Source organism: Micromonospora purpureochromogenes (assembly GCF_900091515.1).
Classification (GTDB): domain Bacteria; phylum Actinomycetota; class Actinomycetes; order Mycobacteriales; family Micromonosporaceae; genus Micromonospora; species Micromonospora purpureochromogenes.
This window is the reverse complement of the sequence record NZ_LT607410.1, coordinates 3534629-3560637: the sequence shown is the minus strand read 5'-3', so window position 1 is coordinate 3560637 and position 26009 is coordinate 3534629. Positions and strand designations below refer to the sequence as shown.

At 73.1% G+C, this 26009-nt stretch carries 22 protein-coding genes; 15 read left to right on the top strand and 7 right to left on the bottom strand.

Going from position 1 to position 26009, the window contains the following annotated elements:
* The first annotated feature begins 60 nt into the window (after nucleotides 1–60).
* The 7 genes from GA0074696_RS16425 to GA0074696_RS16395 are packed head-to-tail and all read left to right on the top strand — an operon-like array spanning nucleotide 61 to nucleotide 6379.
* A complete protein-coding gene (locus tag GA0074696_RS16425) occupies nucleotides 61–1005 on the top strand; it encodes a carbohydrate ABC transporter permease (RefSeq protein WP_197700724.1) in 945 nt (314 codons plus the stop codon).
* Nucleotides 1002–1817 (top strand): carbohydrate ABC transporter permease, encoded by an 816-nt coding sequence (locus tag GA0074696_RS16420; protein WP_088961909.1) that lies wholly within the window; start codon nucleotides 1002–1004, stop codon nucleotides 1815–1817. The genes GA0074696_RS16425 and GA0074696_RS16420 overlap by 4 nt, the downstream gene beginning before the upstream one ends.
* A gap of 7 nt (nucleotides 1818–1824) precedes the next feature.
* The gene (gene dgoD / locus GA0074696_RS16415) at nucleotides 1825–2973 is read left to right on the top strand and encodes a galactonate dehydratase (protein ID WP_088961908.1); all 1149 of its coding nucleotides are present in this window, start codon (nucleotides 1825–1827) and stop codon (nucleotides 2971–2973) included.
* A gap of 2 nt (nucleotides 2974–2975) precedes the next feature.
* A complete protein-coding gene (locus GA0074696_RS16410) occupies nucleotides 2976–3614 on the top strand; it encodes a bifunctional 4-hydroxy-2-oxoglutarate aldolase/2-dehydro-3-deoxy-phosphogluconate aldolase (RefSeq protein ID WP_231925026.1) in 639 nt (212 codons plus the stop codon).
* Nucleotides 3611–4564 (top strand): sugar kinase, encoded by a 954-nt coding sequence (locus tag GA0074696_RS16405; RefSeq protein ID WP_088961906.1) that lies wholly within the window; start codon nucleotides 3611–3613, stop codon nucleotides 4562–4564. The genes GA0074696_RS16410 and GA0074696_RS16405 overlap by 4 nt, the downstream gene beginning before the upstream one ends.
* Before the next feature lie 23 nt (nucleotides 4565–4587).
* Nucleotides 4588–5817 carry a D-mannonate dehydratase ManD gene (gene manD, locus GA0074696_RS16400; protein WP_088961905.1) on the top strand — a complete coding sequence of 410 codons (1230 nt, stop codon included), beginning with the start codon at nucleotides 4588–4590 and terminating at the stop codon, nucleotides 5815–5817.
* Nucleotides 5807–6379 carry a gluconokinase gene (locus tag GA0074696_RS16395; RefSeq protein WP_088961904.1) on the top strand — a complete coding sequence of 191 codons (573 nt, stop codon included), beginning with the start codon at nucleotides 5807–5809 and terminating at the stop codon, nucleotides 6377–6379. The genes manD and GA0074696_RS16395 overlap by 11 nt, the downstream gene beginning before the upstream one ends.
* An 85-nt stretch (nucleotides 6380–6464) precedes the next feature.
* On the opposite strand, the gene GA0074696_RS16390 is transcribed toward GA0074696_RS16395, so the two are convergent.
* The 5 genes from GA0074696_RS16390 to GA0074696_RS16370 form a co-directional block, all read right to left on the bottom strand.
* Nucleotides 6465–8498: an N-acetylmuramoyl-L-alanine amidase gene (locus GA0074696_RS16390; protein WP_088961903.1), complete on the bottom strand. Its 2034-nt coding sequence runs from the start codon at nucleotides 8496–8498 to the stop codon at nucleotides 6465–6467.
* Nucleotides 8499–8626: 128 nt separating this feature from the next.
* On the bottom strand, nucleotides 8627–10267 hold the full coding sequence (locus tag GA0074696_RS16385; RefSeq protein WP_088961902.1) for a RecQ family ATP-dependent DNA helicase: 1641 nt from the start codon (nucleotides 10265–10267) through the stop codon (nucleotides 8627–8629).
* A 198-nt stretch (nucleotides 10268–10465) separates the two neighbouring features.
* A complete protein-coding gene (locus GA0074696_RS16380; protein WP_088961901.1) occupies nucleotides 10466–11323 on the bottom strand; it encodes an ABC transporter permease in 858 nt (285 codons plus the stop codon).
* Entirely contained in the window at nucleotides 11320–12333 is a 1014-nt protein-coding gene (locus GA0074696_RS16375; protein ID WP_088961900.1) for an ATP-binding cassette domain-containing protein, read from the bottom strand. Before GA0074696_RS16375 ends, GA0074696_RS16380 begins: the two co-directional genes overlap by 4 nt.
* A 258-nt stretch (nucleotides 12334–12591) precedes the next feature.
* Nucleotides 12592–13809, bottom strand: a complete 1218-nt coding sequence (locus GA0074696_RS16370; RefSeq protein WP_088961899.1) for an ROK family transcriptional regulator — start codon at nucleotides 13807–13809, stop codon at nucleotides 12592–12594.
* 54 nt (nucleotides 13810–13863) lie between these two features.
* On the opposite strand from GA0074696_RS16370, the gene GA0074696_RS16365 reads away from it, so the two are divergent.
* Nucleotides 13864–14493 carry an HAD-IA family hydrolase gene (locus GA0074696_RS16365; RefSeq protein ID WP_088961898.1) on the top strand — a complete coding sequence of 210 codons (630 nt, stop codon included), beginning with the start codon at nucleotides 13864–13866 and terminating at the stop codon, nucleotides 14491–14493.
* 76 nt (nucleotides 14494–14569) lie between these two features.
* Here the strand turns inward: GA0074696_RS16365 and GA0074696_RS16360 are convergent, their stop codons facing one another.
* Nucleotides 14570–16165: an FAD-dependent monooxygenase gene (locus tag GA0074696_RS16360; RefSeq protein ID WP_197700723.1), complete on the bottom strand. Its 1596-nt coding sequence runs from the start codon at nucleotides 16163–16165 to the stop codon at nucleotides 14570–14572.
* Nucleotides 16166–16320: 155 nt separating this feature from the next.
* Here GA0074696_RS16360 and GA0074696_RS16355 point away from each other — a divergent pair, with 155 nt between their 5' ends.
* The 7 genes from GA0074696_RS16355 to GA0074696_RS16325 all read left to right on the top strand — a co-directional run bounded on the left by GA0074696_RS16355 (nucleotide 16321) and on the right by GA0074696_RS16325 (nucleotide 25387).
* Nucleotides 16321–16941, top strand: coding sequence for an acyl-CoA-like ligand-binding transcription factor (locus tag GA0074696_RS16355; protein ID WP_088961897.1), 621 nt, complete (start codon nucleotides 16321–16323; stop codon nucleotides 16939–16941).
* 73 nt (nucleotides 16942–17014) lie between these two features.
* On the top strand, nucleotides 17015–18598 hold the full coding sequence (locus GA0074696_RS16350; RefSeq protein WP_088961896.1) for an MDR family MFS transporter: 1584 nt from the start codon (nucleotides 17015–17017) through the stop codon (nucleotides 18596–18598).
* A 247-nt stretch (nucleotides 18599–18845) separates the two neighbouring features.
* Nucleotides 18846–21503, top strand: coding sequence for a class III lanthionine synthetase LanKC (gene lanKC / locus GA0074696_RS16345; RefSeq protein ID WP_088961895.1), 2658 nt, complete (start codon nucleotides 18846–18848; stop codon nucleotides 21501–21503).
* A gap of 71 nt (nucleotides 21504–21574) precedes the next feature.
* Nucleotides 21575–21694: a SapB/AmfS family lanthipeptide gene (locus GA0074696_RS16340; protein WP_088961894.1), complete on the top strand. Its 120-nt coding sequence runs from the start codon at nucleotides 21575–21577 to the stop codon at nucleotides 21692–21694.
* Between the two features lie 71 nt (nucleotides 21695–21765).
* Nucleotides 21766–21885: a SapB/AmfS family lanthipeptide gene (locus GA0074696_RS16335; protein WP_088961893.1), complete on the top strand. Its 120-nt coding sequence runs from the start codon at nucleotides 21766–21768 to the stop codon at nucleotides 21883–21885.
* Nucleotides 21886–21950: 65 nt separating this feature from the next.
* Complete coding sequence (locus GA0074696_RS16330; RefSeq protein WP_088961892.1) at nucleotides 21951–23618, top strand: ABC transporter ATP-binding protein; 1668 nt, start codon at nucleotides 21951–21953, stop codon at nucleotides 23616–23618.
* Nucleotides 23615–25387 carry an ATP-binding cassette domain-containing protein gene (locus GA0074696_RS16325; RefSeq protein ID WP_088961891.1) on the top strand — a complete coding sequence of 591 codons (1773 nt, stop codon included), beginning with the start codon at nucleotides 23615–23617 and terminating at the stop codon, nucleotides 25385–25387. The genes GA0074696_RS16330 and GA0074696_RS16325 overlap by 4 nt, the downstream gene beginning before the upstream one ends.
* Here the strand turns inward: GA0074696_RS16325 and GA0074696_RS16320 are convergent.
* Nucleotides 25317–25943 (bottom strand): response regulator transcription factor, encoded by a 627-nt coding sequence (locus GA0074696_RS16320; protein WP_088961890.1) that lies wholly within the window; start codon nucleotides 25941–25943, stop codon nucleotides 25317–25319. The two genes, GA0074696_RS16325 and GA0074696_RS16320, sit on opposite strands and share 71 nt — an antisense overlap.
* Between the last annotated feature and the right edge of the window lie 66 nt (nucleotides 25944–26009).

Here is a 26009-nt window from a genome sequence, read left to right as displayed (position 1 = left end):
CGGCGCCGTCCGGCTCCGCCACCCCACTCCCCCGTCCGGCCCGCCCACCCCGGAGATCTCATGGCAACAGTCACCACCCGCACCAGACCCCACGACGCCTCCGTCACACCCGACACGCCCGGCTGGGCCCGCTGGGCCAACGACCATCGCAAGTGGCTCTTCGCGGCGCCCGCCATGGTGTTCGTCGCCGCGCTGATCGTCTTCCCGCTGGCCTGGACCGGCTATCTGAGCCTGACCGACGCCGAGGGTTCGGTGCGGGCCGAGTCGGAGTTCGTGGGCTTCCAGAACTACGTCGAGGTGCTCTCGGACACCGACCGCTTCTGGCCCGCCGTCGGGCGGACCGCCGCGTTCACCGTCGTCGCGCTGCTGTTCGAGGTCGTGCTCGGCATGGCCGTCGCGCTACTGCTGTGGCGGCCGTTCCGGGGCCAGAAGTGGGTCCGGGTGGCCATCCTGATGCCGCTGGTCGCCACCCCGGTCGCGGTCGGCATGATGTGGCGGCTCATCTTCGACCCGAACATCGGTCTGGCCAACCAGGTGCTCGGCTGGGTAGGAATCGGACCCCAGCCGTGGCTCGCCGGCCAGCACTCGGCCCTACCCACGACGATCTTCATCGACGTCTGGCAGTGGACGCCGATGGTCGTGCTGATCCTGCTCGCCGGCCTGAGCTCGCTCTCCGACGAGCCCCAGGAGGCGGCGCGCATCGACGGCGCCAGCAGCTGGCAGCGGTTCCGGCACGTCACCCTGCCGCTGGTGATGCCCACCGTGATCGTCGCGATCCTGCTGCGCGGCATCGACGCGCTGAAGACCTTCGACATCCTCTACGCCACCAAGGGCCGCGGCGGCGGCTCGTTCCACGAGGTCGAGACGCTCAACGTGTACGCCTACGGCCTGAGCTTCGACTACAACGAGTACGGCATCTCATCGACGGTCCTCATCATCTTCTTCTTGATCATCATCGGGTCGATGTGGGCCCTGACGTCCCGCAGGAAGGAGGCGCAGCGATGAAGGCTCGCTCCGCCTACCGGATCTTCCGCTTCGTGGCGCTCGCCGTCGTGGTGATCGCGCTGCTCGCACCGCTGTTCTGGATGATCGCCGCGTCGTTCAAGACCAACGTCGACATCTACGACACGGGCAAGGCGGTCGTCTTCTCGCCCACCGTGGACAACTACGCCAACGTCCTGAAGCAGGCGAACTACGTCCAGTTCATCGGCAACAGCCTCTGGGTGGCCTTCGCCGCCACCGCGCTCTCCCTGCTGCTCGGCGTGCCGGCGGCCTACTCGATGAGCCGGTTCAACATGCGCAAGTCGGCGCTGGTGGTGCTCATGGCACGGGTCATCCCCGGTGTCTCGCTGCTGGTGCCCTGGTACTACGTCTTCTCCAACCTGCAGATGGTCGGCGGGTTCGGCGTGCTGATCCTCAGCCACATGTTCGTGTCGCTGCCGCTGGTGGTCTACATCATGATGGGCTACTTCGACGGCCTCCCCCTCGAACTCGAGGAGGCGGCACTCGTGGACGGGCTGACCCACATCGGGGCGTTCCGCCGGATCACGCTGCCGCTCTCGGTGCCGGGCGTGGCGACGGCCGGCATCCTGTCCTTCATCTTCTCCTGGAACAACTTCATGTTCGCCCTGGTGCTCTCCGGCGCCGACACCAAGACCCTGCCCGTCGCGATCTTCGACTTCGTCGGCTACGCCAGCATCGACTGGGGCGGCCTGATGGCGGCGGCCACCGTCGTCACCCTGCCGATCATGCTGATCGCGCTGTTCGTGCAGAAGTACGTCGTCTCCGGGCTCACCGCCGGCGCGACGAAGGGCTGAGGACACCATGACGACAATCGCCCGAATCGAGACGTTCCTCGTCGCCCCCCGCTGGCTCTTCGTCCGCGTCGAGACCGAATCCGGGATCGTCGGCTGGGGCGAGGCAACCTGCGAGGGGCGCTCCGAAACCGTCCGGGCCGCCGTCGAGCAGCTCGGTGAACTCCTGATCGGCCGGGACGCGCTGCGGATCGAGGACCACTGGCAGGTCATGACCAAGGGCTCGTTCTACCGGGGCGGCCCGATCCTGGCCAGCGCCGTTTCCGGCCTCGACCAGGCGCTCTGGGACATCGCCGGCAAGCGGTACGGCGCACCGGTGCACCAACTGCTCGGCGGACCCGTCCGCGACCGGATCCGGGTCTACGGCTGGGTCGGCGGCGACGAGCCGAGCGAGGTCCGCGACCACATCGCCGCGCAGGTGGCGGCGGGCCTGACCGCCGTCAAGATGAACGCCTCCGGGCGGATGAGCCCGATCGCGTCGGTCGCCGAACTGGACGGGGTGGTCCAGCGGGTGGCCGCCGCCCGCGAGGTGCTCGGCGACGAGCGCGACGTCGCCGTCGACTTCCACGGCCGGTTCACCCTCGCCAACGCCCGCCGCGTCGCACCGCTGCTGGAGCCGTACCGGCCGCTGTTCCTCGAGGAGCCGGTCGTGCCGGAGAACTCCCACCTCATCGGCGACTTCGTCCGGTCCACCACCACCCCGGTGTCGACCGGCGAGCGGCTCTACAGCCGGCAGGAGTTCCTGCCCGTCCTCCAGGCCGGCATCGCGGTCGCCCAGCCGGACCTCTCGCACGCCGGCGGCATCACCGAGGTACGCAAGATCGCCGCGCTCGCCGAGGTCTACGACGTGCAGCTCGCCCCGCACTGCCCGCTCGGGCCGATCGCCCTGGCGGCCTGCCTGCAGGTCGGCTTCGCCACGCCCAACTTCCTGATCCAGGAACAGAGCATCGGCATCCACTACAACCTCGGCGCCGAGGTGCTCGACTACTGCCTGGACAAGACGCCGCTGACCTTCGTCGACGGGCACGTCGAGCGGCTCACCGCGCCGGGGCTGGGCATCGAGATCGACGAGCAGGCGGTACGCGCGGCCGACAAGCGCGGCCACGCCTGGCGCAGCCCGATGTGGCGGCACCGCGACGGCTCCTACGCGGAATGGTGACCATGACTCTCGACCTGACCACCGAACTCGCCGCGGCCCGCGTCCTGGCGGTCATCCGCGGCACCGACACCGCCGCCGCGGTCGCCACCGGCATCGCGCTGCTGGAAGAGGGCGTCCGCGTTCTCGAGGTGGCCCTCACGACGCCGGACGCGCCGCACGCCATCGCGGCCATCCGTTCGGCCGCGCCCGCCGGAGCGCTGGTCGGCGCGGGAACGGTGCTGACCGTCGGCGACGTCGCCGACGTGATCGCCGCCGGCGCGCAGTTCATCGTCACCCCGGCCGTCGTCGAGTCCATCCCCGAGGCGGTGCGCCGCGGACTACCGGTCGCCGCCGGGGCGCTCACCCCGACCGAGGCGTACACGGCCGTACGGATGGGGGCGTCGGCCGTGAAGCTCTTCCCGGCGGCCCTCGGCGGCCCGGCGTACCTGAAGGCGCTGCGCGACCCGTTCCCGGACATTGCGTTCGTCGCGGTCGGCGGGGTGGGCCTGGCCGAGATGCCCGCCTATCTGAGCGCCGGGGCGATCGCCGTCGGCGTCGGCGGCCCGCTGGTCGGGGACGCCGCATCCGGCGGTGACCTCGACGGGCTGCGCCACCGGGCGCGGGCCTATCTGGCGGCTGCGGCCCGCCCGCCGGCCTCATGACCGCGGTCGACCTGCTCACCTTCGGCGAGGCGCTGGTGTCGCTGCGGGCGCCCGGCCCGCTGGCCGCCGGGCGCGCGCTGACCATGCACCTGGCCGGGGCGGAGTCCAACGTCGCGATCGGTCTGGCCCGGCTCGGGCACCGGGTCGCCTGGGTGGGCCGGGTCAGCGACGACGAGCTGGGCGAGTACGTGCTGCGGCAGTTGCGCGCCGAGGGCGTCGGCGTGGACGACGTGACCAGGGATCCCGACCGGCCGGCCGGTCTGCTGTTCCTGGAACGGCGCACCGCCGACCTGACCCGGGTGCGGTACCACCGGGCGGGCTCGGCCGGATCGGCCCTGCGCGTGGCGGACCTGCGCCGGCCGATCGGCGACGGTGCCCGGGTGCTGCACCTGACCGGGATCACCCCGGCACTGTCCGACAGCGCCCGCGAGGCCACCCGGTGGGCGGCCGAGACCGGATCCCGGTCCGGGATGCTCGTCAGCCTCGACGTCAACCACCGCAGCCGGCTCTGGACGCGGGAAGCCGCCCGCGCCGTGCTGGCCCCGCTGGCCGCCCACGCGTCGGTCGTCATCGCCTCCGCCGACGAACTGGACCTCGTCGGCGAAGCGGGGTCGGACGAGTCCACGGCCGTGGCGGGCCTGCTGGCGCGCGGAGTGGAGACCGTGCTGGTCAAGCTGGGCGCCGACGGCGCCCGGGCGTACACCCGCGACGGCGTGCGGCAGGTCGCGGCGGTGCGCGTGACCGCGGTGGACACCGTCGGCGCGGGCGACGCGTTCACCGCCGGCTACCTCTCCGGGCACCTCGACGGACTGGACCTGGCCGGCCGCCTGCGCCGCGCGGTGACCCTCGGCGCCTTCGCCGTCGCCGGTCACGGCGACTGGGAGGGGCTGCCCCGCCGCGACGAACTGTCCCTTCTCGACGGCCACGAGCCCGGAAACACCCTTCGCTGAGCACCACCTGAGAAAGGCACCCCGTGAAGATTGTCGCAGCGGACGTCATCGTCACCAGCCCCGACCGCAACTTCGTCACCCTGAAGATCACCACAGCCGACGGGCTCACCGGCCTGGGCGACGGCACCCTCAACGGGCGCGAACTGGCGGTCGCCTCGTACCTGGCCGACCACGTCGTCCCGCTGCTGATCGGGCGGGACCCGCACCGCATCGAGGACACCTGGCAGTTCCTGTACCGCTCGGCGTACTGGCGGCGCGGACCGGTGACCATGGCGGCGATCGCGGCCGTCGACGTCGCGCTCTGGGACATCAAGGCGAAGGCCGCCGGAATGCCCCTCTACCAGTTGCTCGGCGGCGCGTCGCGGACCGGCGTCATGGCGTACGGGCACGCCTCCGGGCGGGACATCCCCGAGCTGTTCGACTCGATCCGCAACCACCTCGAACTCGGCTACCGGTCGATCCGGGTGCAGACCTCCGTACCGGGGATCAACGCCGTGTACGGGGTCGCCGCGCAGCCCAGCCCCGACGGCAAGCGGTACGACTACGAACCGGCGCAGCGCACCCCGCTGCCGGCCGAGGAGGACTGGGACACCCGGTCCTACCTGCGCCACCTCCCCGGCGTCTTCGAGGCGGTACGCAACGAGTTCGGCCCCGAACTGCCGCTGCTGCACGACGGCCATCACCGGATGACCCCGATCCAGGCCGCCCGGCTCGGCAAGGACCTCGAACCGTACGACCTGTTCTGGCTGGAGGACTGCACGCCGGCGGAGAACCAGGAGGCGCTGCGGCTGGTCCGCCAGCACACCGTCACGCCGCTGGCCATCGGCGAGGTCTTCAACACGGTCTGGGACTACCAGACGCTCATCCGGGAACAGCTCATCGACTACGTGCGGTCCGCCGTCACCCACACCGGGGGTATCACGGCCATGCGCAAGCTCCTCGACTTCGCCGCGCAGTACCAGATCAAGTCCGGTATCCACGGTCCGACGGACATCTCACCGGTCGGCATGGCGGCCGCGCTCCACCTCGACCTCGCCATCCACAACTTCGGCATCCAGGAGTACATGCAGCACGGGCCACTGACCAACGAGGTGTTCCGGCAGTCGTTCACCTTCGCCGACGGCTACCTCCACCCCGGGGAACAGCCGGGTCTCGGCGTGGAACTCGACGAGCAGGCCGCCGCACGGTTCCCGTACACGCCGGCCTACCTGCCGTTCAACCGGCTCAAGGACGGCACCGTCCATGACTGGTGACGGGCGTTCCACCCACGGCAACCCGCCCCCGACCCGGCACGTCGTCGTGATGGGCGTGTCCGGTGCCGGCAAGACGACGGTGGCCAGGGGGATCAGCGAGCTGACCGGGTTGACGTTCGCCGAGGCGGACGAGTTCCACTCCGAGGCCAACGTGGCGCGGATGCGCTCGGGCGTACCGCTGGACGACGCGGCCCGCTGGCCCTGGCTCCGCGACCTCGCCGCATGGATGGCCGCCCGCCACGCCGACGGAGTCTCGACGGTGCTGGCCTGCTCCGCGCTGAAGCGGTCCTACCGGGACCTGCTGCGGCAGGGGCCGCCGGACCTGGACTTCGTCCACCTGGACGGGCCGGCGCAGGTGATCCGGGACCGGATGTCCCGGCGTGCCGGGCACTACATGCCGGCGAGCCTGCTGGATTCCCAGACGGCGATCCTGGAGCCGCTGCGCCCGGACGAGTCGGGCGTGGTCCTCGACGTCTCGCTGGCTCCGGACGAGCTCGTCACGGCGGCGGTCGCCCGGCTCGGCCTCGCGAGCACCGGAGCACCTGTGCCGCAGCTCGGGTAGGTCGGTCCGGATACCGCACCAGATCAAGGCCGTTACCCGCGTCTACGCTGGTAACGGCCTTGATCGCGGAGTGCGCCGGGAACGGCTACCCGGACGCGCCCACCGCGGCGGGCAGGACGAGGACATCGTCCAGGTTCGCGTACATCACCCGGTGGCCGAACTGGATCTGCACGTACCGGTTCGCGCCGCGGACCACCGTCCGGTCGCCCGGCGCCGAGCCGTCGAAGGAGACGGCGCGGTAGTACTCGCCCGGCAGCACCCCACCGAGGGCGTACCGCTGGCCCGCCGCGAAGGTGTACTGCAACGGCGAGATCGGCTGGTACGGGATGGTGGACGGGTAGGCGGCCTGCTCGGGGTAGGCCCGCCCGTACACCGGGATGGTGGCCCGGCCCGGCCTCGGCGTGACGACGAAGCCCGACGCCCACTTCGCGGTCGGCGCCGAGGCCGGGTTGAGGAACCAGGCCTTCTGGCCGAGGTACCAGATCGCGGTCCAGTCGCCCTGGACGTCGGCGAGGGCGTACGTCTGGCCGGCCGAGGCGCGGGCGCCGTGGTCGGAGATGTACATGGTGTCCGGCGTGCCGTTCGGCCGCAGGCCCCGGTCGTTGACCAGCGGCGCGTCGAGGCTGGGGGCGGTACGCAGGATGACCGGGGACGAGCCGCGCAGCGGGCAGGGCACGGCCGGCGGCACCGGCTTCGGCACGCCCGGCGGCTGCTGGTTGCAGCCGAGGAAGGCCGGCTGGTTGGTGGCGTAGTCCGGGTCGATGGTGACCAGGCCGGTCTGCGGGGTGCCGGTTGCCTGGAACGGCGCCTTCATCAGCTCGAAGTAGTGCGACCAGTCCCAGTAGGGGCCCGGGTCCCAGTGCATCCCGGCCACGTTACCGGCGGTGGTGCCGGGGACGTTGTCGTGGCCGAGGATGTGCTGGCGGTCCAGCGGGATCTGGAACCGCAGCGCCAGGTGCCGGACCAGCTTGGCCGAGGTCCGGTACATCGCCTCGGTGTACCAGGTGCCGTGGCCGGCGAAGCCCTCGTGTTCGATGCCGATGGACTTGGCGTTGACGTACCAGTTGCCCGCGTGCCAGCCGACGTTCTCGGCCTTGATGTGCTGGGCGACGTAGCCGTCCACCGACCGCAGCGTGTAGTGCCAGCCCAGGTAGGTCTTCGTCTGGACCAGCTTCACGCTCGGGCCGAAGTAGCCCTCGGTGTCGTGGATGACGATGTACTCGATCTTCTGCTGGGCCGGCCGGTCACCGAGGTCGTGGTTGCCGTAGTCGCCCGGGTTCGGGCCGTACTTCTCGTAGGGGGCGGGGATCCAGTCGCAGGCGAGGCGGACCGGGCACTCCAGGCCGTCCGGCCGCTCGGCGCGGCGCAGCCCGAGCCGGTGCAGCCCGGACTCGTCCGGCGTCACCGCCCGGGCGGCCAGGGTCACCCGGTGGCCGTCGTCGGTCGTCCGGCTCGCGCCTAGGCCGAGCTGGTCGTACACCTCGTCGGCGAAGGCCGCCGCCGCGTCCTCGGTGTCCGCGCCGGAGTACCGGGCCACCGCGCCGTACCAGGCCGCCGGGTCGCTGCCGGCACCGTCGGGCCCGCCGAGCTCCTGCTGGTACGACGCCAGCAGCGCCGCGCCACCACGGATGTTGGCGGCGGCGTCGGTGCGCAGCGCCTCCTGGGATACGCCGGTGAGGGCGGCCGCCGCGTCGAGCGTCTGCAGGGACGCCTGCGGCAGGGTGTCCCCGCTGGGCGCGGCCCCCAGTGCCGGGTCGACGGCCAGCGGGCGGGACTCGTCGCCCCGGGGGTCCTCGTTCTCGTCGACGTGGCCGCTGGCGGGGGTGGACGCGACCTGCGCGGCGTCGGTCAGGTGCATCGGCCCGTAGCCGCCGCTGGTGCTCGGCTGCCCGGCATGGGTGTCCCAACGGGACTCCAGGTACGACACGGCGAGCAGCACGCTCTCCGGCACGCCGTACTCCCCGGCCGCGGCGGCGTACTGCTGCTGCCGGTCGTCGGCCGCGGCGGTCCCCGCGGGGAGCGGATCGGCGGCGACCGGCCCGGTGGTGAGCAGGGCGGTGGCTGCGGCGACGGCGGCAGCCAGCAGGACACGTCTGCGTGGCACGGCGATGGGGCGCATCGAACCTCCAGGTGGGAAGGGGGCCACTGCACGCACACCCTCGCCCCGGGCAACGGCCGCTGTCAATAGCCTTCTTAGTAATCACCACCCATGAAAAATTCCTTCAATCGGTCGGCCGGGTGCTGCCCTCAACGGCGATTCGCCTCGAGCGCCAGCAGGCCCTGCGCCTGCACGACGCTGACCGACAGAGTCTTGTAGCCGACATCGTCGAAGAGCACCGTCATCCGGTCCTTCTCGTACCCGAGGACCATGCCTGATCCCCACGTGGAGTGCCGCACGGTGCTGTGCAATGGATACGGCCCGTCGTCCGGAAGCACCTCGGAGGTGCCGCCGTGGCAGTTGTCGCAGTGCCCGCACGGACGGCTCAACTGCTCTCCGAAGTAGCCCAGCAGCGACTGCATCCGGCAGCCCCGGCTCTCGGCGAAGCGGCGCATCATGTCGGTGCGGGAACGCTGCCCGGCCTGATAGCGGGCGTACTCGGCCAGCGCCTCCCGAGCCGCCTGATCGGGCAGGGGCGCGTACGGAGCAACCGTGAGCTCGCCCCGGGGCCCCGTCGCCACCGCACCCACCTGCTCGAGCAGACTCAGGTGACCGGCGACCTTGCGCTGGCCCAGGCCGGTGGTCTTTGCCAGCGCGGTGCGCGTCGACGGGCCGTTGTGCAGGACGGCGGCGACCGTTCGCAGCTCTTCCAGTTCAGGCGCGCCGCCGTGAAAGAAACGTTGCAGGGCGACGTCCTCGGCTCGGTAGAGCAGCAACGCCCGGGCCGGTTCACCGTCGCGCCCTGCCCGGCCGATCTCCTGCAGATAGCTGTCCGGCGAGTCGGGCAGCGCCACATGTGCCACCCAGCGGATGTTCGGCTTGTCGATGCCCATGCCGAACGCCGACGTCGCGACCATGATCGGCACCCGGTCGGCGAGGAAGTCCTCGTGACGGCGGTGGCGCAGCCCGGCCGCCATGCCGCCGTGGTAGGCCTGCGCGGGAAAACCCGCGTCGGACAGCCGTTCGGCGAGGTCCTCGGCGGCCCGCCGGGTCGGCACGTAGACGATGCCGGGCCGGTCAGCCTCCTTGAGCAGGGTGAGCAACCTGCGCCAGCGGTAGTCCTCACTGGGGCAGTGCATTGCTGCCACCACAAGGTTCGGACGGTCCAATCCGGACAGCACCAGCCGCGGCTTGCGCATGCCGAGCCGCACCGTGATGTCGTCGCGCACCGGCGGCGATGCCGTGGCCGTCAGCGCCACGACCGGTGGGCGGCCCAGGTCGCGAATGAGGTGGCCGAGAGCCAGGTAGTCAGGGCGGAAGTCGTGGCCCCAGGACGAGATGCAGTGCGCCTCGTCAACCGCCACCAGGGCCGGACGCAGCGCGCGGACCTCGGCCAGCCGCTGCGGCGAACTGAGCTGCTCCGGCGTGATGAACAGGAACCTCGCGGCACCCGAGCGCAGCTCCGCCAGCGCTGCCGCCTGCTTGCTCGGGCTCTCCGCGGAGCTGATCCGAACCGCCCGCAACGCCGGATCACCCCGCTCGTTGAGGTTGCCGATCTGGTCCTGCTGAAGTGCCAGCAGCGGTGAGATCACCACCGTGGGGCCGCGCAGCAGCGTGGCGGGAACCTGGTACACCGCAGACTTCCCGCCCCCGGTGGGCAGTACCACCAGCGCGTCACGGCCCGCCAGCAGGGCGCGCATCGCGCGCAGCTGCGTAGCCCGCAGCTTCTGCCAGCCGAAGTGTCGACGGGCGGCGCGGCGTAGCCGCAGAGAGCGAAAGATAGTCATCATCGCCGGGCATGCTAACCAACCGCCCGGACGGAACTGACCGCCCGTGCGCCGAGTATCCGCGCCGCCCGGCACAGGACCTGATTGACCAGCCTGGTCCGCGGCTCGCCGAACTGGGCCCGATGTCGGTCTGTAGCGCGGTCGCCCGGTCGCGCTCGGCTGGTTCGGCCTGGGATCGCGGCACCCGTCGTCGCGTCAGGATCAGCGGCGGTTGTACCGGTACATCGTCAGGGTGCCGAAGACCACGACGAACCCGGCGCTCCACAGCAGCGTCCACAGCACGCTCGACGCGTTGAAAGACCCCGACATCGCCGCCCGCACCGAGGCCACCAGCTGCGTGACCGGGTTGACCTTGACGAACGCCTGGAGCCAGCCGGGCATCGTGGCCGGCTCGACGAAGACGTTGCTCAGGAACGTCAGCGGGAACAGCACCATCATGCTGACTCCCATCACGGACTTCTCGCTGCGCAGGATCAGGCCGAAGAACGTCCACACCCAGGAGAACGCGAACGAGAAGACCACCAGCAGGCCGATCCCGGCCAGCACCCCGAGCAACCCGCCGCCGGGCCGGAACCCCAGCGCCAGCCCCACACCGAGGATGACCAGGGCCGCCAGGACGTAGCGCAGCACGTCGCCGAAGATCATGCCGACCAGCGCCGCCGGCCGCCAGACGGGCAGCGTACGGAAGCGGTCGAAGACACCCTTCTCGATGTCGGTGTTGAGGCCGACGCCGGTGTACATGGTGATCATCACGACGCTGGTCACCATGATCCCGGGCAGGAAGAACTGCAGGTAGTCCCGCGGGCTGTCGGCGAGGGCGCCGCCGAACAGGTAGGTGAACATCAGCACCATGATGATCGGGAACGCCGTCACGTCGAACAACTGCTCCGGCACGTGCTTGATCTTCAACATGGCGCGCCAGCCGAACGTGAGCGACGCCGACAGCGCCGTCGGCCGGGGCGGTCGCGCGCCCGGCGCGAGCACGGTTCCCAGCGCCTCGGCGGACGGTACGTAGACGGCCGGGGCGCGCCCGGTCGTGGTGGTGGCGGTCTCGCTCATCGGGCTGCCTCCAACTCGTTGTCCTGCTCGTCCACCGTGGCGGCGGGATGGTCCGTCAGGGCCAGGAAGACCTCGTCCAGGCTCGGCTGGCCGACCGAGAAGTCGTCCACGACGATGCCGGCGCCGGCCAGGTCAGCGAGCGCGCGGGCCGCGTGCCGGGTCGCGTCGAGGTCGCTGCCGCCCCCACCGACCCGGGCCGTCAGCGCGACCGGGTCGGCGTCGAGCTGCACCGGCACGCCCAGCGCCGCCCGCAGCACCCGCTCGGCCTCGGGCCGCTGCCCCGGGTCGCGCAGCCGCAGGTGGACGGTGCCGGAGCCGACCGACGACTTGAGCTCACCCGGGGTGCCCTCCGCGATCACCCGGCCGTGGTCGATCACCGCGATCCGGCCGGCGAGATGGTCCGCCTCGTCCAGGTACTGGGTGGTCAGCAGCACCGTCGTGCCGTGCGCCACGACGGCCCGGATGATCTCCCAGACCTGGTTGCGGCTGCGGGGGTCCAGCCCGGTCGTCGGCTCGTCCAGGAACAGCAGGTCGGGAGTGTTCAGGATGCTCGCCGCGATGTCGATGCGCCGCCGCATGCCGCCGGAGTACTTCTTCACCTGGCGGTCGCCCGCCTCGGTCAGGCCGAACGCGGCGAGCATGCTCTCGGCACGGTCGCGGGCCGCCGGCTTCTTCAGGCCCAGCAGGCGGCCGAGCAGCACGAGGTTCTCCGTGCCGGTCAGATCCTCGTCCACCGAGGCGTACTGGCCGGTCAGGCTGACCCGGGCGCGGACCGCGTCGGCGTCGGCGACCACGTCGTGACCGAAGACCCTCGCCGTGCCGCCGTCGGGACGCAGCAGCGTCGCCAGCACCCGTACCGCCGTGGTCTTGCCGGCACCGTTCGGGCCGAGCAGGCCGTAGACCGTACCGGCGGGGACCTGCAGATCGATGCCGTTGAGCGCCCGGGTCTCCCCGAACGCTTTGGTCAGGCCCTCAGCCTCGACGGCCGGGCCGGTGGTGCGTCTACTCATGATCTCAACCCTTCTCTCCCCCATTCCGGACAGCGCCTGTGGTCGCACCGCGCGGACCTGACCAGCGGGGCCGCCCGCCGGGGACGCTGTGCGGCACCGGCACCGCGTTGAAGACCTGCGGAACCAGCCGACGGCGTGCAGGCAGATTGAACGGCAGCCGTACGACACGAAATCGACCGCCGTGGCCGGCCACTCCGTCATACGCCTGGTGGGTCGCTGTTTCAACGAGGCCGGGAGGGTGTGGTGGTACTCGGGAGATCAGCCGGAAACCGTCGGGGCCGCATCCCCGGGTGGTGTCGCGAGGGTGCGCACCCACTCGGCGAGGGCGCTCTGGCCGGTGAGGTGGTCGAGGCCGACGATGGCGGCGCCGCGCAGCGAACCCTCGTCCCCGTGTGCGGCGTCCACGACGGACGGTGGGCGAGCGCGGTGCAGGGCCATCAGACCGTCGGTGTAGGCGGTGTCGAAGGCGTCGGCGGCGGCGTGCCGCAGGGCGGGGCCGAGTCCGCCGAGCGTGATCAGGTCGGGGTCGTGGATGTTGGCCAGACCCGCGATGCCGCTGCCGAGGGAGGCCGCGACGGCCCGGACCGCCTGCCGGGCGCGTGGGTCCACAACGGAACGGTCGAGGACCTGCCCGGCGTAGCGCCGCGGGTCGGCGGGTGGAGGTTCGCCGAGGTGGCGGGCCAGGCCACGGCCGTCGACGTCGAGGTCCCAGCAACCGCGGGCGCCACACGGGCAGCATTGTTCCCGGTCGCCGAAGGGCAGGTGGCCGTACTCGCCGGCGGCGCCGTGCGCGCCCGTCACCGGCACCCCGGCGATGGTGAGCGTGCCGCCGATGCCGACCCCCACGATCAGGTGCAGGGCGGTGCCGGCCGCGACGGCGGCGCCGGTGCGGGCCTCGGCGACGCCGGCGAGGGTGGCGTCGTTGCCGAGCAGCAGCGGCAGGTCCGTGCCGGCGGTGATGGTGGTGAGGTCGACTGAGCGCCAGCCGAGGGTGGCGGCCTGTACGAGGTGGCCGTCATGGATGGTGCCGGCGACCGCCAGCGATACCGCCCGAAGGCGCGCGCCGTACCGCTTCCGGGTCGCCTCGACGCTGTGCCGTACGGCGGCCAGCACGGTGGCCGGCTCACGGGTGCGGTGGGAATGCTGCCGCACCTCGTGCACCTGCCCGTCGACGGTCGCGACGGCGTGTCGCCAGTCCTCCTGCCGCAGGTCGACGGCGAGTACCACCGGCCCGTCGGGATGCGGGCGCAGGACGGTCGTGGGCCGGCCCCGCCCGCGCGCCGGCGCGGGTGTCTCGGTAAGCAGGCGCAGCTCCCGCAGCCGGGCGGTGATCTCGGCGGCGAAACCGCTGGTCAGCTGCAACTCGGCGGCCATGGCGGCACGGGTGATGCCGGGACGCCGGTGCAGCGTGGCCAGCACCTGCGACGCGGTGAGCCAGCGCGCCGCCTCGGCGCGGTGCCGGGAAGGGCTTGCCATGAGCGGGCCTCACCACCTTATCCTCGCCGTGCGAGTATTTTACGGGAGGTGGCCATGGACGTGTCGTCGGTCGGTGCGGTGCTGTTGGACATGGACGGCACTCTGGTGGACTCCGACGCCGCGGTGGAGGGGGCGTGGCGGGTGTGGGCGGCAGAGTACGGCGTCGACCCGGAGGCGGTGCTGGCGATCGCGCACGGCAGTCCTGCCGACCGCACGGTGCGGCGACTGCTGCCGGGCCTGGACGACGCCGCGGTGGCCGCGGCAGCGGACTGGCAGCTGGCGTTGCAGTACGACGACCTGTCCGACGTGACCGCCACCCGTGGTGCGCCGGCGCTGCTGGCGACGCTGGCACGGCTCGGGCTGCCGTGGGCGGTGGTGACCAGCGCCGACAGCCGGCTGGCGAAGGCCCGGCTCGGCGCGGCGGGGATCGACGCGCCGGTGCTGGTCACGGTCGAGGATGTCACGGTGGGAAAGCCGGACCCGCAGGGCTACCTGCGCGCCGCCGAGCTGCTCGACGTGCCGCCGGCGCGGTGCCTGGTCGTGGAGGATGCCGAGGTCGGCCTGCGGGCCGGGCGGGCCGCCGGCGCGATGACCGCCGCACTGAAGGGGTTGGACGGCGACCTTCGCCTCGATGACCTGGGCCAGTTGGCGGAGCTGCTGGCCGGAGCGCGGCCGCGTCCGTAGTGGCGTGGCGGGTGGGGCGGGCGCCGCTCGGACGGCTGCGCCGGGCCTTCGAGCGCGCACCGGCGTCGCCGCCGCGTCACGAGGGAAGCCAGCGGTCCAGGTAGGCCGTCAACCCCGCCAGGTCCGTGCCGCCCGACCGGTAGCCGACATGGCCGTCGGGGCGGACCAGGTACGCAGCGCTGGCGCCGGGGGCCAGGCCGAGCCGGCGCAGCGCGCGGGCCCGGGGGACTGCTCCCCCCGTGCTGTCGGTTTCGGTCAGCCGGTGCAGGGTGAGCCGGCCGGGGTACCGCTGCGCCAGTCCGGCCGTCTCGCCCGTCGACCAGGCGGCCGGTGGGCCGCAGAGCAGCAGGTGCCACCGGGGCGCCGCGGTGAGCCGGTGGAGCGTGCCACCGTCGGCGCCGGAAAGCGGCGCGTCGGGGAGCCGGTCCCCCGCCCGGGGGCCCTTGCGCGGCGGGCGCGGGCCGTCGGTCGACAGCGGGCTCCGCCGGTAGCCGATGGCAAGCTGCGACACCGTGCGGAAGGCGGTGGCCCGCACGAACCGGGGGGCGAGCACCGCCGGGATCAACGCGGGGGCGAGGCGGCCGCGGACGAAGCGGACGACCGGGTTGGTGGAGGTGGCCGCGGTGAAGGCCCGGTCGGTGAAGCGCAGCACCATCCGGCCGACCGGCGCCCGCTCGGCGTGGTAGGTGTCCAGCAGGCTCGGATCGGCGCCGCCGCGCAGCGCGTGGGCGAGTTTCCACCCGAGGTTGACCGCGTCCTGGATGCCGGTGTTCATGCCCTGCGCGCCGGCCGGGCTGTGGATGTGCGCCGCGTCGCCGGCCAGGAACACCCGTCCGGCGCGGTAGCGGGTGGCGGCGCGATGGTGCAACCGGAAGTTGGTCATCCAGACCGGGTCGTGCAGCCGCACCGTCGCGCCGGTGTAGGTGTCGGCGAGCGCCTGCACCTCGTCGAGGGTGACCGGCGACTCGGGCGGGGGCGCGTCGGCGGGTGGGCGCATCACCAGCAGCCGCCAGCTGGCCGGGTGCCGCAGCGGGAAGAGGAACAACGGCCCCTGTCCGGAAAGGAACGCGTGCGCCGCGCCGTCGGCGACGCCGTCGGCCTCCAGGTCGGCCAGGACGAACGTCTGCGGGTACGCGCCGCCCTCGAATCCGATCCCGGCGAGGTGGCGCACGGTGCTGTGCGCGCCGTCGCAGCCCACCACGTACCGGGCCGACACCGGTTCCTCGCGACCGTCGGCGTGCCGCAGGGTCGCCGCCACGCCGTCCCCGGTCTGGTCCATCCCCACCAGCTCGACGCCCCGCTCGACGCCGAGCCCGGCCGCCGCCAGGTGCTCGCCCAGAATGCGTTCGGTCTCCGCCTGGGACAGGAACAGCAGATGGGGGTACGCCGTGTCCGCCAGGCCCAGGTCGAACAGCGGCACCGCCCGCACCCCGCCGTGAGCGTGCAGGCAGAGCCGGACCGTGGGGTTGCCGCCGGCCAGCAACTCGTCCGTCACGCCCAGGCCGGCGAGGACCTCCAGGGTGCGCGGTTGAATCGCCAACGCCCGCGACTCGTGGGCCCGGTCGACCGCGCGGTCGACCAGGCGGACCGGCACGCCGAAGGCGGCCAGCTGCGCCGCCATGGCCAGCCCGGTGGGCCCCGCCCCGACCACGAGCACGTCGACGGCGGTCACGGGAGGACGACCCGTCGGCCCCGGAGCCCGATCACGTACGAATCCAGACTGGCCACGTCTCGCTCCGATCTCGGGCGCGTCGGCGCCGGTCGGGAACATCACTTCACAGAATAAAAACTTGCAGGCTCCGCAAGTTTCCTCGTAGCGTCGCCGGAGTGACCGTAACCGAACAGGCCGCCACCGGGCGTCGCGACCGCAAGAAGCGGCTGACGCGGGCGGCGTTGACCGCCGCCGCGCTGCGGCTGGTCGCCGAACGCGGCCTGGAGCACGTGACGGTGGAGGAGATCAGCGAGGCGGCGGACGTCTCCTCACGTACCTTCTTCAACTACTTCACCTGCAAGGACGACGCGCTCATCGCCGACCTGGCGGTCGACCGCGACCGCGTCGTGGCCGGGCTGCTCGCCGCCGCGCCGCAGGTGCCGGCGCTGCGGGCCGTCCGACTCGCCCTCGACGAGGCGATCGACACGATGGAGTCCGAGCGGGAGCTGTGGCGGCTGCGCCTGGCGGTCATCGCCCAGAATCCCGCGCTGCTGCCCCGCCTGATGGCCGGCAACATCGAGACCGAGCGGGCCATGATCCAGGCGATCGCCGCGCGCCTCGGTGTCGATTCCGACCACGGCCACCCGGCGCTGGTCACCGCGGTGGCCGGCGCCGCCTTCCGCACCGCGATGCTGCGCTGGGCCGCCGACACCGACGGCCGGCCACTGCGCGACTTCGTGGACGAGGCGTTCGCCGCGGTCGTCGCCGGCCTGCCGGATCCGTCGCCCGCCTCCTGACCCACCAGTCCCCCGCCCCGGCGCGTCCGTTCCGGGGCCAGCCAATCCGGATCCACCCCGAAAGGGAGCATCAATGACCACAACCGCCCCGCCCGCCGACGTGTCCGAGGTCGTCGGCACGCGCATGTCGCGTCGGGAGGTTCTCCAGGCCCTCTCCGGCCTGATGGTGGGCATGTTCGTGTCCATCCTCGCCTCCACGGTGGTGGCGAACGCGCTGCCGCGGATCATCGCCGATCTGCAGGGCAGCCAGACCGTCTACACCTGGATCGTCACCAGCGAACTGCTCGCCATGACGGCGACCGTGCCGCTGTGGGGCAAGATGGCCGACCTGTACAGCAAGAAGCTGCTGATCCAGCTCTCGCTGGGGCTGTTCGTGGTGGGTTCGCTGATCGCGGGCTTCACGCCGAACGTGGAGGTGCTGCTGGTCAGCCGGGTCGTGCAGGGCATCGGTGCGGGCGGCATGACCGCGCTGGCCACGATCGTCATGGCGGCGATGATCCCGCCGCGCGAACTGGGCCGCTACGCCGGCATCTTCGGCGCGGTCTTCGGTGTCGGCACCATCGCCGGTCCGCTGATCGGCGGCCTGCTCGTCGACACGTCGTGGCTGGGCTGGCGCTGGTGCTTCCTGATCGGGGTGCCGTTCACCATCCTGTCCATCGTCCTGCTGCAGCGCACCCTGCACCTGCCGGTCGTCCGCCGCACGGTGAAGATCGACTGGCTGGGCGCGGTGCTGATCACCTCGGGCGTCTCCACGCTGCTGATCTGGTCGTCGCTGGCGGGCAACAAGTTCGCCTGGGCCTCGGGCTGGACGGCCGCGATGGTCACCGGCGGTGTGGTCCTGCTGGCGCTGGCGGTGCTCGTCGAGTCGCGGGCGGCGGAGCCGATCGTCCCGCTGGACATCTTCCGCAACCGCACGGTCTCGCTGGCCACCGTCGCCAGCGTGCTGGTCGGTGTCGCGATGTTCGGCGGCACCGTCTTCCTGTCCCAGTACTTCCAGATCTCGCTGGGCAAGTCGCCGACCGTCGCGGGCCTGATGAGCCTCCCGATGATCTTCGGTCTGCTCGTCTCGTCGACGATCGCCGGCCAGCTCATCACGAAGTTCGGCCGGTGGAAGGCCTACCTGGTGGCCGGCGCCGCGGTGATGACCGTCGGGATGCTGCTCCTGAGCACCATCGACGCCCGCACCAGCGTCGTCGTCCTGTCGATCTACATGGCGGTGCTGGGCATCGGCGTCGGCATGCTCATGCAGAACCTCGTGCTCGCCGCGCAGAACGACGTGCCGGCCCACGAGCTCGGCGCGGCCACCTCCGCGCTGACCTTCTTCCGGAGCATGGGCGGGGCCATCGGGGTCAGCGCGCTCGGCGCCGTCCTGGCTAACCGGGTGACCTCGCTGATGACCGAGAAGCTCGGCCCGGCCGCGGCGACCGGCGGCGGCTCCGCGGAGGTGCCCGACCTGTCCACCCTGCCCGAGCCGGTGCTGCGCATCGTGCAGGACGTGTACGGCATCGCCACCGCCGACCTGTTCCTGATCGGCGCGCCGATCGCGCTGCTCGCGCTGGTCGTCGTGCTGTTCATCAAGGAAAAGCCGCTGCACACCCTCAGCGGCGACGAACGACGCGCCCAGGAGGAGGCGGCCGCGCAGGTGCCGGTGCACTGAGCGGTACCACGGTGACGGGGGCGGGCCGGTCGGCCCGCCCCCGTTCCATGTCCGTCGGCGGTCCGGCCGCCCACCGGCGCCGGTCGGCCTCCCCACTGGTCACGCGGTATTCGCGAGTTCAAACTCCGCCGTTGTCACGACTTCGGGGTGGGAAACTCACCGCCGATCGATGACTCATCGCACTTCGCACGCCTCTCGGCCGTCCGCAGGATGGACCTCAACCGATCAGGCGGCGGAGGCAGGCGACATGGATGAACGGTACGACTCGTACTGCGCGGTCGATCCGCTCTTCTACGACTCGTTGGCCAGTGCGAGCACCGTGGTCGCCGGCTACGCGACGGACCGCCCGGTGCCGGCCGGCTGGGAGTGCGAGGTCAAGGACGACTGGTTGATCCACGGTCCGGTCGACGGCTCGCTCCCCCGGCAGGGTTGGAAGATCCACGTGTCGGCCCGGCTGGACAACGCCGAACGGGTGCTGACCCGGGTGATGGACTACTGCCAGCCACGCGGCATCCCGTTCAAGCACCTGCGCGGGCCGCGGATGCTGCTCATGCGCAACAGCAAGTACGCCCGCCGTGCCGGCAGCGGCAAGTTCATCACCGTCTACCCGCGCGACGACGCCGAGCTGGAGCTGACCGCCAAGGAACTCGCGGCGCTGCTCGACGGCGAGCAGGGGCCGTACATCCTCAGCGACCTGCGCTACGGCGACGGGCCGGTCTACCTGCGCTACGGCGGCTTCGCCGCCCGGTACTGCCTCTCCCCAGACGGGCAGGTGGTGCCGGCCATCGAGGACGCGAGCGGCAGCCTGGTGCCGGACCGCCGTGACCCGGTCTTCCACGTCCCGGAGTGGGTCACCCTGCCCGACTTCCTCGCCCCGCACCTGGCCGCCCGCAACGCGGCGAGCACCACCGAGCTGCCGTACCGGATCGAGAAGGTGATCCACTTCTCCAACGGCGGCGGCCTGTACGAGGCCCGGGACACCCGCACCGGGGACCGGGTGGTGTTGAAGGAGGCCCGACCGTACGCGGGACTGGACGCCACCGGCGCGGACGCGGTGACCCGGCTGCGGCGGGAGGCCGAGGTGCTGCGGCAGCTCGCGGACGTGCCGCACCTGGTGCGGGTGGACGACGAGTTCAGCTTCGGCGGGCACGAGTTCCTGGCCCTGGCGTTCGTCGAGGGCCGCCCGCTCAACCAGCTGGTGGTGGAGCGCTACCCGCTGGTCCACCTCGACGCCGACCGCGCCGCGTACACCCGCTGGGCGTTGGACGTGCACCGGCAGGTGACCGAGGCGGTGGACGCCATCCACGCCCACGGGATCGTCTACGGCGACCTGCACATGTTCAACATCCTGGTCGGCGACGACGGGACCGCCACGCTGGTCGACTTCGAGGTCGCCGCGCCCGCCGACGCGGCGGGCCGGCCGGCGCTGCGCAACCAGGCCTTCGCCGCCCCGCGCGACCGCACCGGCCTGGACGTCGACCGGTACGCCCTGGCCTGCCTGCGGCTGGCGCTGTTCCTGCCGCTGACGGCGATGCTGCGGCTCGCCCCGGAGAAGGCGGCGCACCTGGCCGACGTGGTGGCCGAGAACTTCCCCGTGCCCCGCGACCTGCTCGACGAGACCGTCGCCGTGATCGTCGGCGGCCGGGCCGAGGCGCCGGACGGTCACGCCGGGGCACCGGACGAACGGGCCGCGGCGCCGGCGGGCACCAGCGGTGCCGTCCGGATCGACCCGGACGACTGGCCGGGACTGCGCGACCGCCTCGCCGGCGCGATCGCCGCCAGCGCCACCCCGCACCGCGACGACCGGCTCTTTCCCGGCGACATCCGGCAGTTCACCGGCAGCGACGGCGGGCTGAACCTCGCCCACGGCGCGGCCGGGGTGCTGTGGGCGTTGCGCGCGAGCGGCGCGTCCACCGAGCGGGAACACGAGCGGTGGCTGATCGACCGGGTACGCGAACCCGCCTCCGGCAGCCGGCTCGGCTTCTACGACGGGCTGCACGGCATCGCGTACGTGCTGGACCGGCTCGGGCACCGCGACGAGGCGCTGCGGTTGCTCGACCTCTGCCTGGACCAGCCGTGGACGGAGCTGGGCAACGACCTGATGGGCGGCCTCTCCGGCGTCGCGCTGAACCTGACCCACTTCGCCGGACTCACCGGCGAGCGGCGGTACGCCGACGCGGCTCGGCAGGCGGTCGACCTGGTCGTCGAGCGGCTCGGCGACGTCGACTCGGTCGCCGAGGTCAGCGGTGGCCGGCACCCGTACGCGGGACTGACCCGGGGCGGGGCCGGGGTGGCGCTGATGCTGCTGCGCAGGTACGAGGTCGACCGCGACCCGGTGCTGCTCGACCACGCCGCCACCGCGCTGCGCCAGGACCTGCGCCGGTGCGTGCAGCGCGACGCCGGCCACCTGGAGGTCAACGAGGGTTGGCGGACCATGCCGTACCTCGCCGAGGGCAGCGTCGGCATCGGACTGGTGCTCGACCAGTACCTGCGCCACCGCCCGGACCAGCAGTTCGAGACCGCGGCGGCGGCGATCCGGCGCTGCGCCGACTTCCCGTTCTACGCCCAGTCCGGCCTCTTCGCCGGGCGGGCGGGGATCGTCACCTACCTGGCCGGGCGGGGTGAGTACGACGCGGCGCGGCAGCAGGCCCGGCTGTTGAGCTGGCACGCCCTGCCGTACCGGGGGCTGACCGCCTTCCCCGGTGACCAGCTGCTGCGGCTCTCCATGGACCTGGCCACCGGCACCGCCGGCGTGCTCACCGCCCTCGCGGCGACCCGACCGGCGGAGGCGACCCGGCTGCCGTTCCTGACGCCGCTGCCGGACGCGAGGCCGCCGTCGGAGGCGGGGCCGCGGCCGGACCTGAGGCCGCTGCCGACCGCGACGCCGGCGGGATCGGCCGGCTGACCGGCCCACGAAGCTCCCCGGGTCACCCCGGGGCCGACGGACCCTACTCATGTGGAAGGAGGTGCAACGACATGGCTCTGCTCGACCTCCAGGGGATGGAACTGCCGGCCGCCGAGCGCACCGGTGGCGGCAGCCAGGCCAGCCTGCTGCTCTGCGGCGACAGCTCGCTGAGCATCACCACCTGCAAGTGAAGTGGCGGTCGTCGACCCGATGACCACCCGACCAAGCCCAGATCCGCATCACGAGAGAAAGAGGAACCGACATGGCTCTGCTCGACCTCCAGGGAATGGAACTGCCGGCCGCCGAGCGCACCGGTGGCGGCAGCCAGGCCAGCCTGCTGCTCTGCGGCGACAGCTCGCTGAGCATCACCACCTGCCACTGACGATCAGTTCGCCTGGCCCCGGGCCGGCTCACGCCGGTCCGGGGCCGCGGCGTGAGAGAGGTGTGATGACCCCGGCCGACCGGCTCCTGCTGCGTACCGTCGGGTCCGCCGGCTGGTGGACCCCGGTGCTGGCCGTGGTCGCCGTGGTCGGCGTGGCCGCCGAGCTGGCACTGCCCGCGACCCTCGGCCGCGCGGTCGACGCCGCCGTCGGTACGGCGCCGGGCGCCTCGTCCGGTCACTGGCTCGCCGCGGTGGTCGGGCTGATCGCCGTGCTGGTCACCACCGGCGCGGTACGGGACTACGGCACGGGCGCGGCCACCGCCCGTTCGGTGGCCGGGCTGCGGCACGCGCTGGCCCGACACATCTTCGCCCTCGATCCGCGGATCGCCGCCCGCCGTCCGGTGGGCGACCTGGTGGGCCGGCTGGTGGGCCAGGTGGCCGACGCCGGGCAGGCCGCCCCGACCGTCGTGCTGGCCGGCACGGTGCTGCTGCCGCCGCTGGGCAGTCTGGTGGCGCTCACCCTGATCGACCCGTGGCTGGGCCTCACCTTCGTGGTGGGGCTCCTGCTGCTCGGCGTGCTGCTGCGCAGCTTCGTCGCCGACGCCTCGGCCGCGGTCGCCGGCTACCAGCAGGCGCAGGGGGAACTCGCCGGCCGGATGGTGGAGGCGCTCGCCGGGGCGCGGACCATCGCCGCCGCCGGCACCGCCGACCTGGAGGTCGCGCGGGTGCTGACGCCGGTCGCCGCGCTGCGCGCGCACGGCGCGCGGACCTGGACCGTGCTGGCGGGCGCGGCGACCCGCGGCGCGGTGGTCAACCCGTTGCTGCAACTGGCCGTCGTCGCCGTCGGCGGGCTGTCGCTGGCCGCCGGGCGGATGACCCCCGGCGAGCTGCTGGCCGCCCTGCAGTACGCGGCGCTCGGCGCCGGCCTGGGCACCGTGGTCGGCGCCCTGAACAAGGCGGTCCGGGTACGGGCCGGCTGCCGGCGCGCGGCCGACGTGCTCGGTGACCCGGTCCGCCGGTACGGCACCCGGAGGCTGCCTCCCGGACCGGGCGAGCTGGAGCTGCGGGAGGTGAGCGTGCGGGGCGACGACGGGCGTCTGCTGCTCGACCGGGTCGACCTGCGGATCCCCGGCGGGACGCTGCTCGTCGTCGTCGGGCCGTCCGGGGCGGGCAAGTCGCTGCTCGCCGCCGTCGCCGGACGACTGCGGGACCCGGACTCCGGCGAGGTACGCCTGGACGGCGTGCCGCTGACCGAGCTGGCCCCGGCGGCGCTGCACGCGGCGGTGGGCTACGGGTTCGAGCGGCCGGTGCTGGTCGGTGACACGGTCGGCGAGGCGGTCGGGTGCGGCGCCGACCCGGTGCCGGTGAGCAGGGCGGCGGCCATCCACGACTTCGTCGAGCGACTGCCCGAACGCTGGCGCACGCCGCTGGCCGAGGTCGCCATGTCGGGCGGCGAACGGCAGCGGCTCGGGCTGGCCCGCGCGCTGCGCGCCGGACGGCTGCTGGTCCTCGACGACGCCACGTCCAGCCTGGACACCGTCACCGAGTACCGGGTGACCCGGACGCTGACCGGGCCGGGCGACCGGCGTACCCGGATCGTGGTCAGCCACCGGGTCGGCATGGCCGCGCGGGCGGACCTGGTGGCCTGGGTGGACGGTGGGCGGGTCCGCGCGGTCGGCCCGCACCGGGTGCTCTGGGACGACCCCGACTACCGGGCGGTGTTCCGGGCGTGAGCGCGGTCGGCGAGGTGACCCGGGCCGCGCTGCGGGCGCGCCGCGCCGAGCTGTGCCGGTTGGCGGGCTGGTCGGTGGCCGAGGCGTTGCCGGCGGGGCTGGCCGGGCTGCTCACCGCGCGGGCCGTCGACGACGGCTTCCTGGCCGGGCGCCCGGCGACCGGGCTGCTCTGGTTGGGCCTGCTCGCGGCCGCCGTGCTCGTCGGCGCGGTGGGCACCAACCGGGCGTACGCGCTGCTCGGAGACGTGGTGGAGCCGTTCCGCGACGATCTGCTGCGCCGGGTGGTCGTCGGCGCGCTGGCCGGCGCGACGGGTGGTCGCGGCGACGACGCGGCGGTGGCCCGGCTGACCCACCAGGTCGAGATGGTGCGGGACACCTACGCCGGCCTGTTGATGGTGGTGCGCGGCTTCCTGTTCGCCGCCGGCGCCGCCGTCGTCGGCCTGTTCTCCCTGGCCGCGCCGGTCGCGTTGCTGGTGACCGTGCCGGTGCTGGCCGGCCTGGGGCTGTTCGCGGCGGCCCTGCCGGCGATGATCGCCCGGCAGCGGCAGTACGTGCTGGCCGACGAGCGGCTGGGCCGGGTCGCGGTCACCGCCGTCGCCGGTCATCGCGACGTCACAGTCAGCGGCGCGCGGGACCGGACCACCCGCTGGGTCGGCGGGTACGTCGACGACCAGGCGCGGGTGGAGCGACGGTTGGCCACCATGGCCGCCACCCGGGGCTTGACCCTGGCCGTGGGCGGCTGGGTGCCGGTGCCGGTGGTGCTCCTGGCCATCCCGTGGCTGGTCCGGCAGGGGCTCGGGCCGGGCGCGGTGCTCGGCGCCCTGGTCTACGTCGTGCGTGGCGTGCAACCCGCCCTGCACACCCTCGTCCAGGGGGTGGCCGCCGGCGGGCTGCGCTTCGCCGTCACCCTCGACCGGCTGCTGCGCGCGGACGTCCCGGTGCGCCCCCCGGCGCCAGCCACCGCCCGGGTCCCGCGGCAGACCGCGCCGGCGCTGTCCCTGCGCGGGGTGACCTTCCGGTACGGCCCGCACGCCGACCCGGTGCTCGACGGACTCGACCTCGACGTGCCGGCCGGGGACCACCTGGTGATCGTGGGCGCGAGCGGGATCGGCAAGTCCACCCTGGCCGGGCTGATGGCCGGGGTGCTGTCGCCGCAGGCCGGCACGGTGCGCGTCGGCGGGCTGCCGGTGGCCGGCGCCACGCCGGCGGAGCTGGCCGGCCGGCGCGTCCTGATCCCGCAGGAGGCGTACGTCTTCACCGGCACGGTGCGGGAGAACCTGACGTACCTGCGGCCCGACCTGCCGGACCCGGCGATCACCCGGGCGGCGACCCGGCTCGGGCTGACCGGGTTGGTGGACCGGCTCGGCGGCTACGACGCGACGCTGCGCCCGGCGGACCTCTCCGCCGGGGAACGTCAGCAGCTGGCGCTGCTGCGCGCCTGGCTCTCCCCCGCGCCCCTGATGATCCTCGACGAGGCGACCTGCCACCTGGACCCGGCGACCGAGGCGCGGCTGGAGGAGGCCTTCGCCGACCGGCCCGGCACGCTGGTGGTCATCGCGCACCGGGTCAGCTCGGCGCTGCGCGCCCGCCGGGTGCTGCTGCTCGACGGGCGGGTCGCGCTGCTCGACAGCCACCGGGGCCTGCTGGACCGCTCGGCCGCGTACCGGGAACTGGTCGGCTACGGGGAGGCGGACCTGCTCAGATCCAGCCCGACTCCCGGGCGATCCGCACCGCTTCCAGCCGGGTACGCGCCCCGGTCTTCGCCATGATCCGCGACAGGTGGTTGCGGACCGTCCCGGCGGACAGCACCAGGCGCTCCGCGATGTCCCGTACCGGGTGGCCCTCGGCCGCCACGTCGAGCACCTCCCGCTCACGCGGGGTCAGCGGGCTGTCGACGACCGCCAGCGCCGCGACCACCAGGTCGGGGTCGAGCACCACCTGGCCGTCGGCGAGCTGCCGGACGCCCTCGACGATCCGCCCGGGGGCCACGTCGTGGCTGAGGAAGCCGATCCGTCGGCTGTGTTCGGCGAGCACGGGACCGAGCCGGGCGGCACGGCGCTGCTGGACCAGGACCAGCAGCCGCCCGGGCGGGCCGCCGTCCGGACCGCTGGCGGGCCGGTCGGACGCCAGGTCGCAGAGCTGGTCCGCCGTGACCAGGTCGCCGTCCACGACGGCGACGTCGGGACGCTCGGCTCGCAGGGCGGATCGCAGCTCGTCCGGCGTGTCCGCCTCGCCGACGACGTCGATGTCGTCCTCGGCGTCGAGCAGTCGGGCGAGCGCGCCGCGGACGAGTGCGCCCTTGAGCGCGAGCAGGGTGCGGACCATGCAGACTCCCCGTCATCAACCCCCGTTGCTGACGTGCCGTGCGCGAACGATGACGCACGGTCAGGA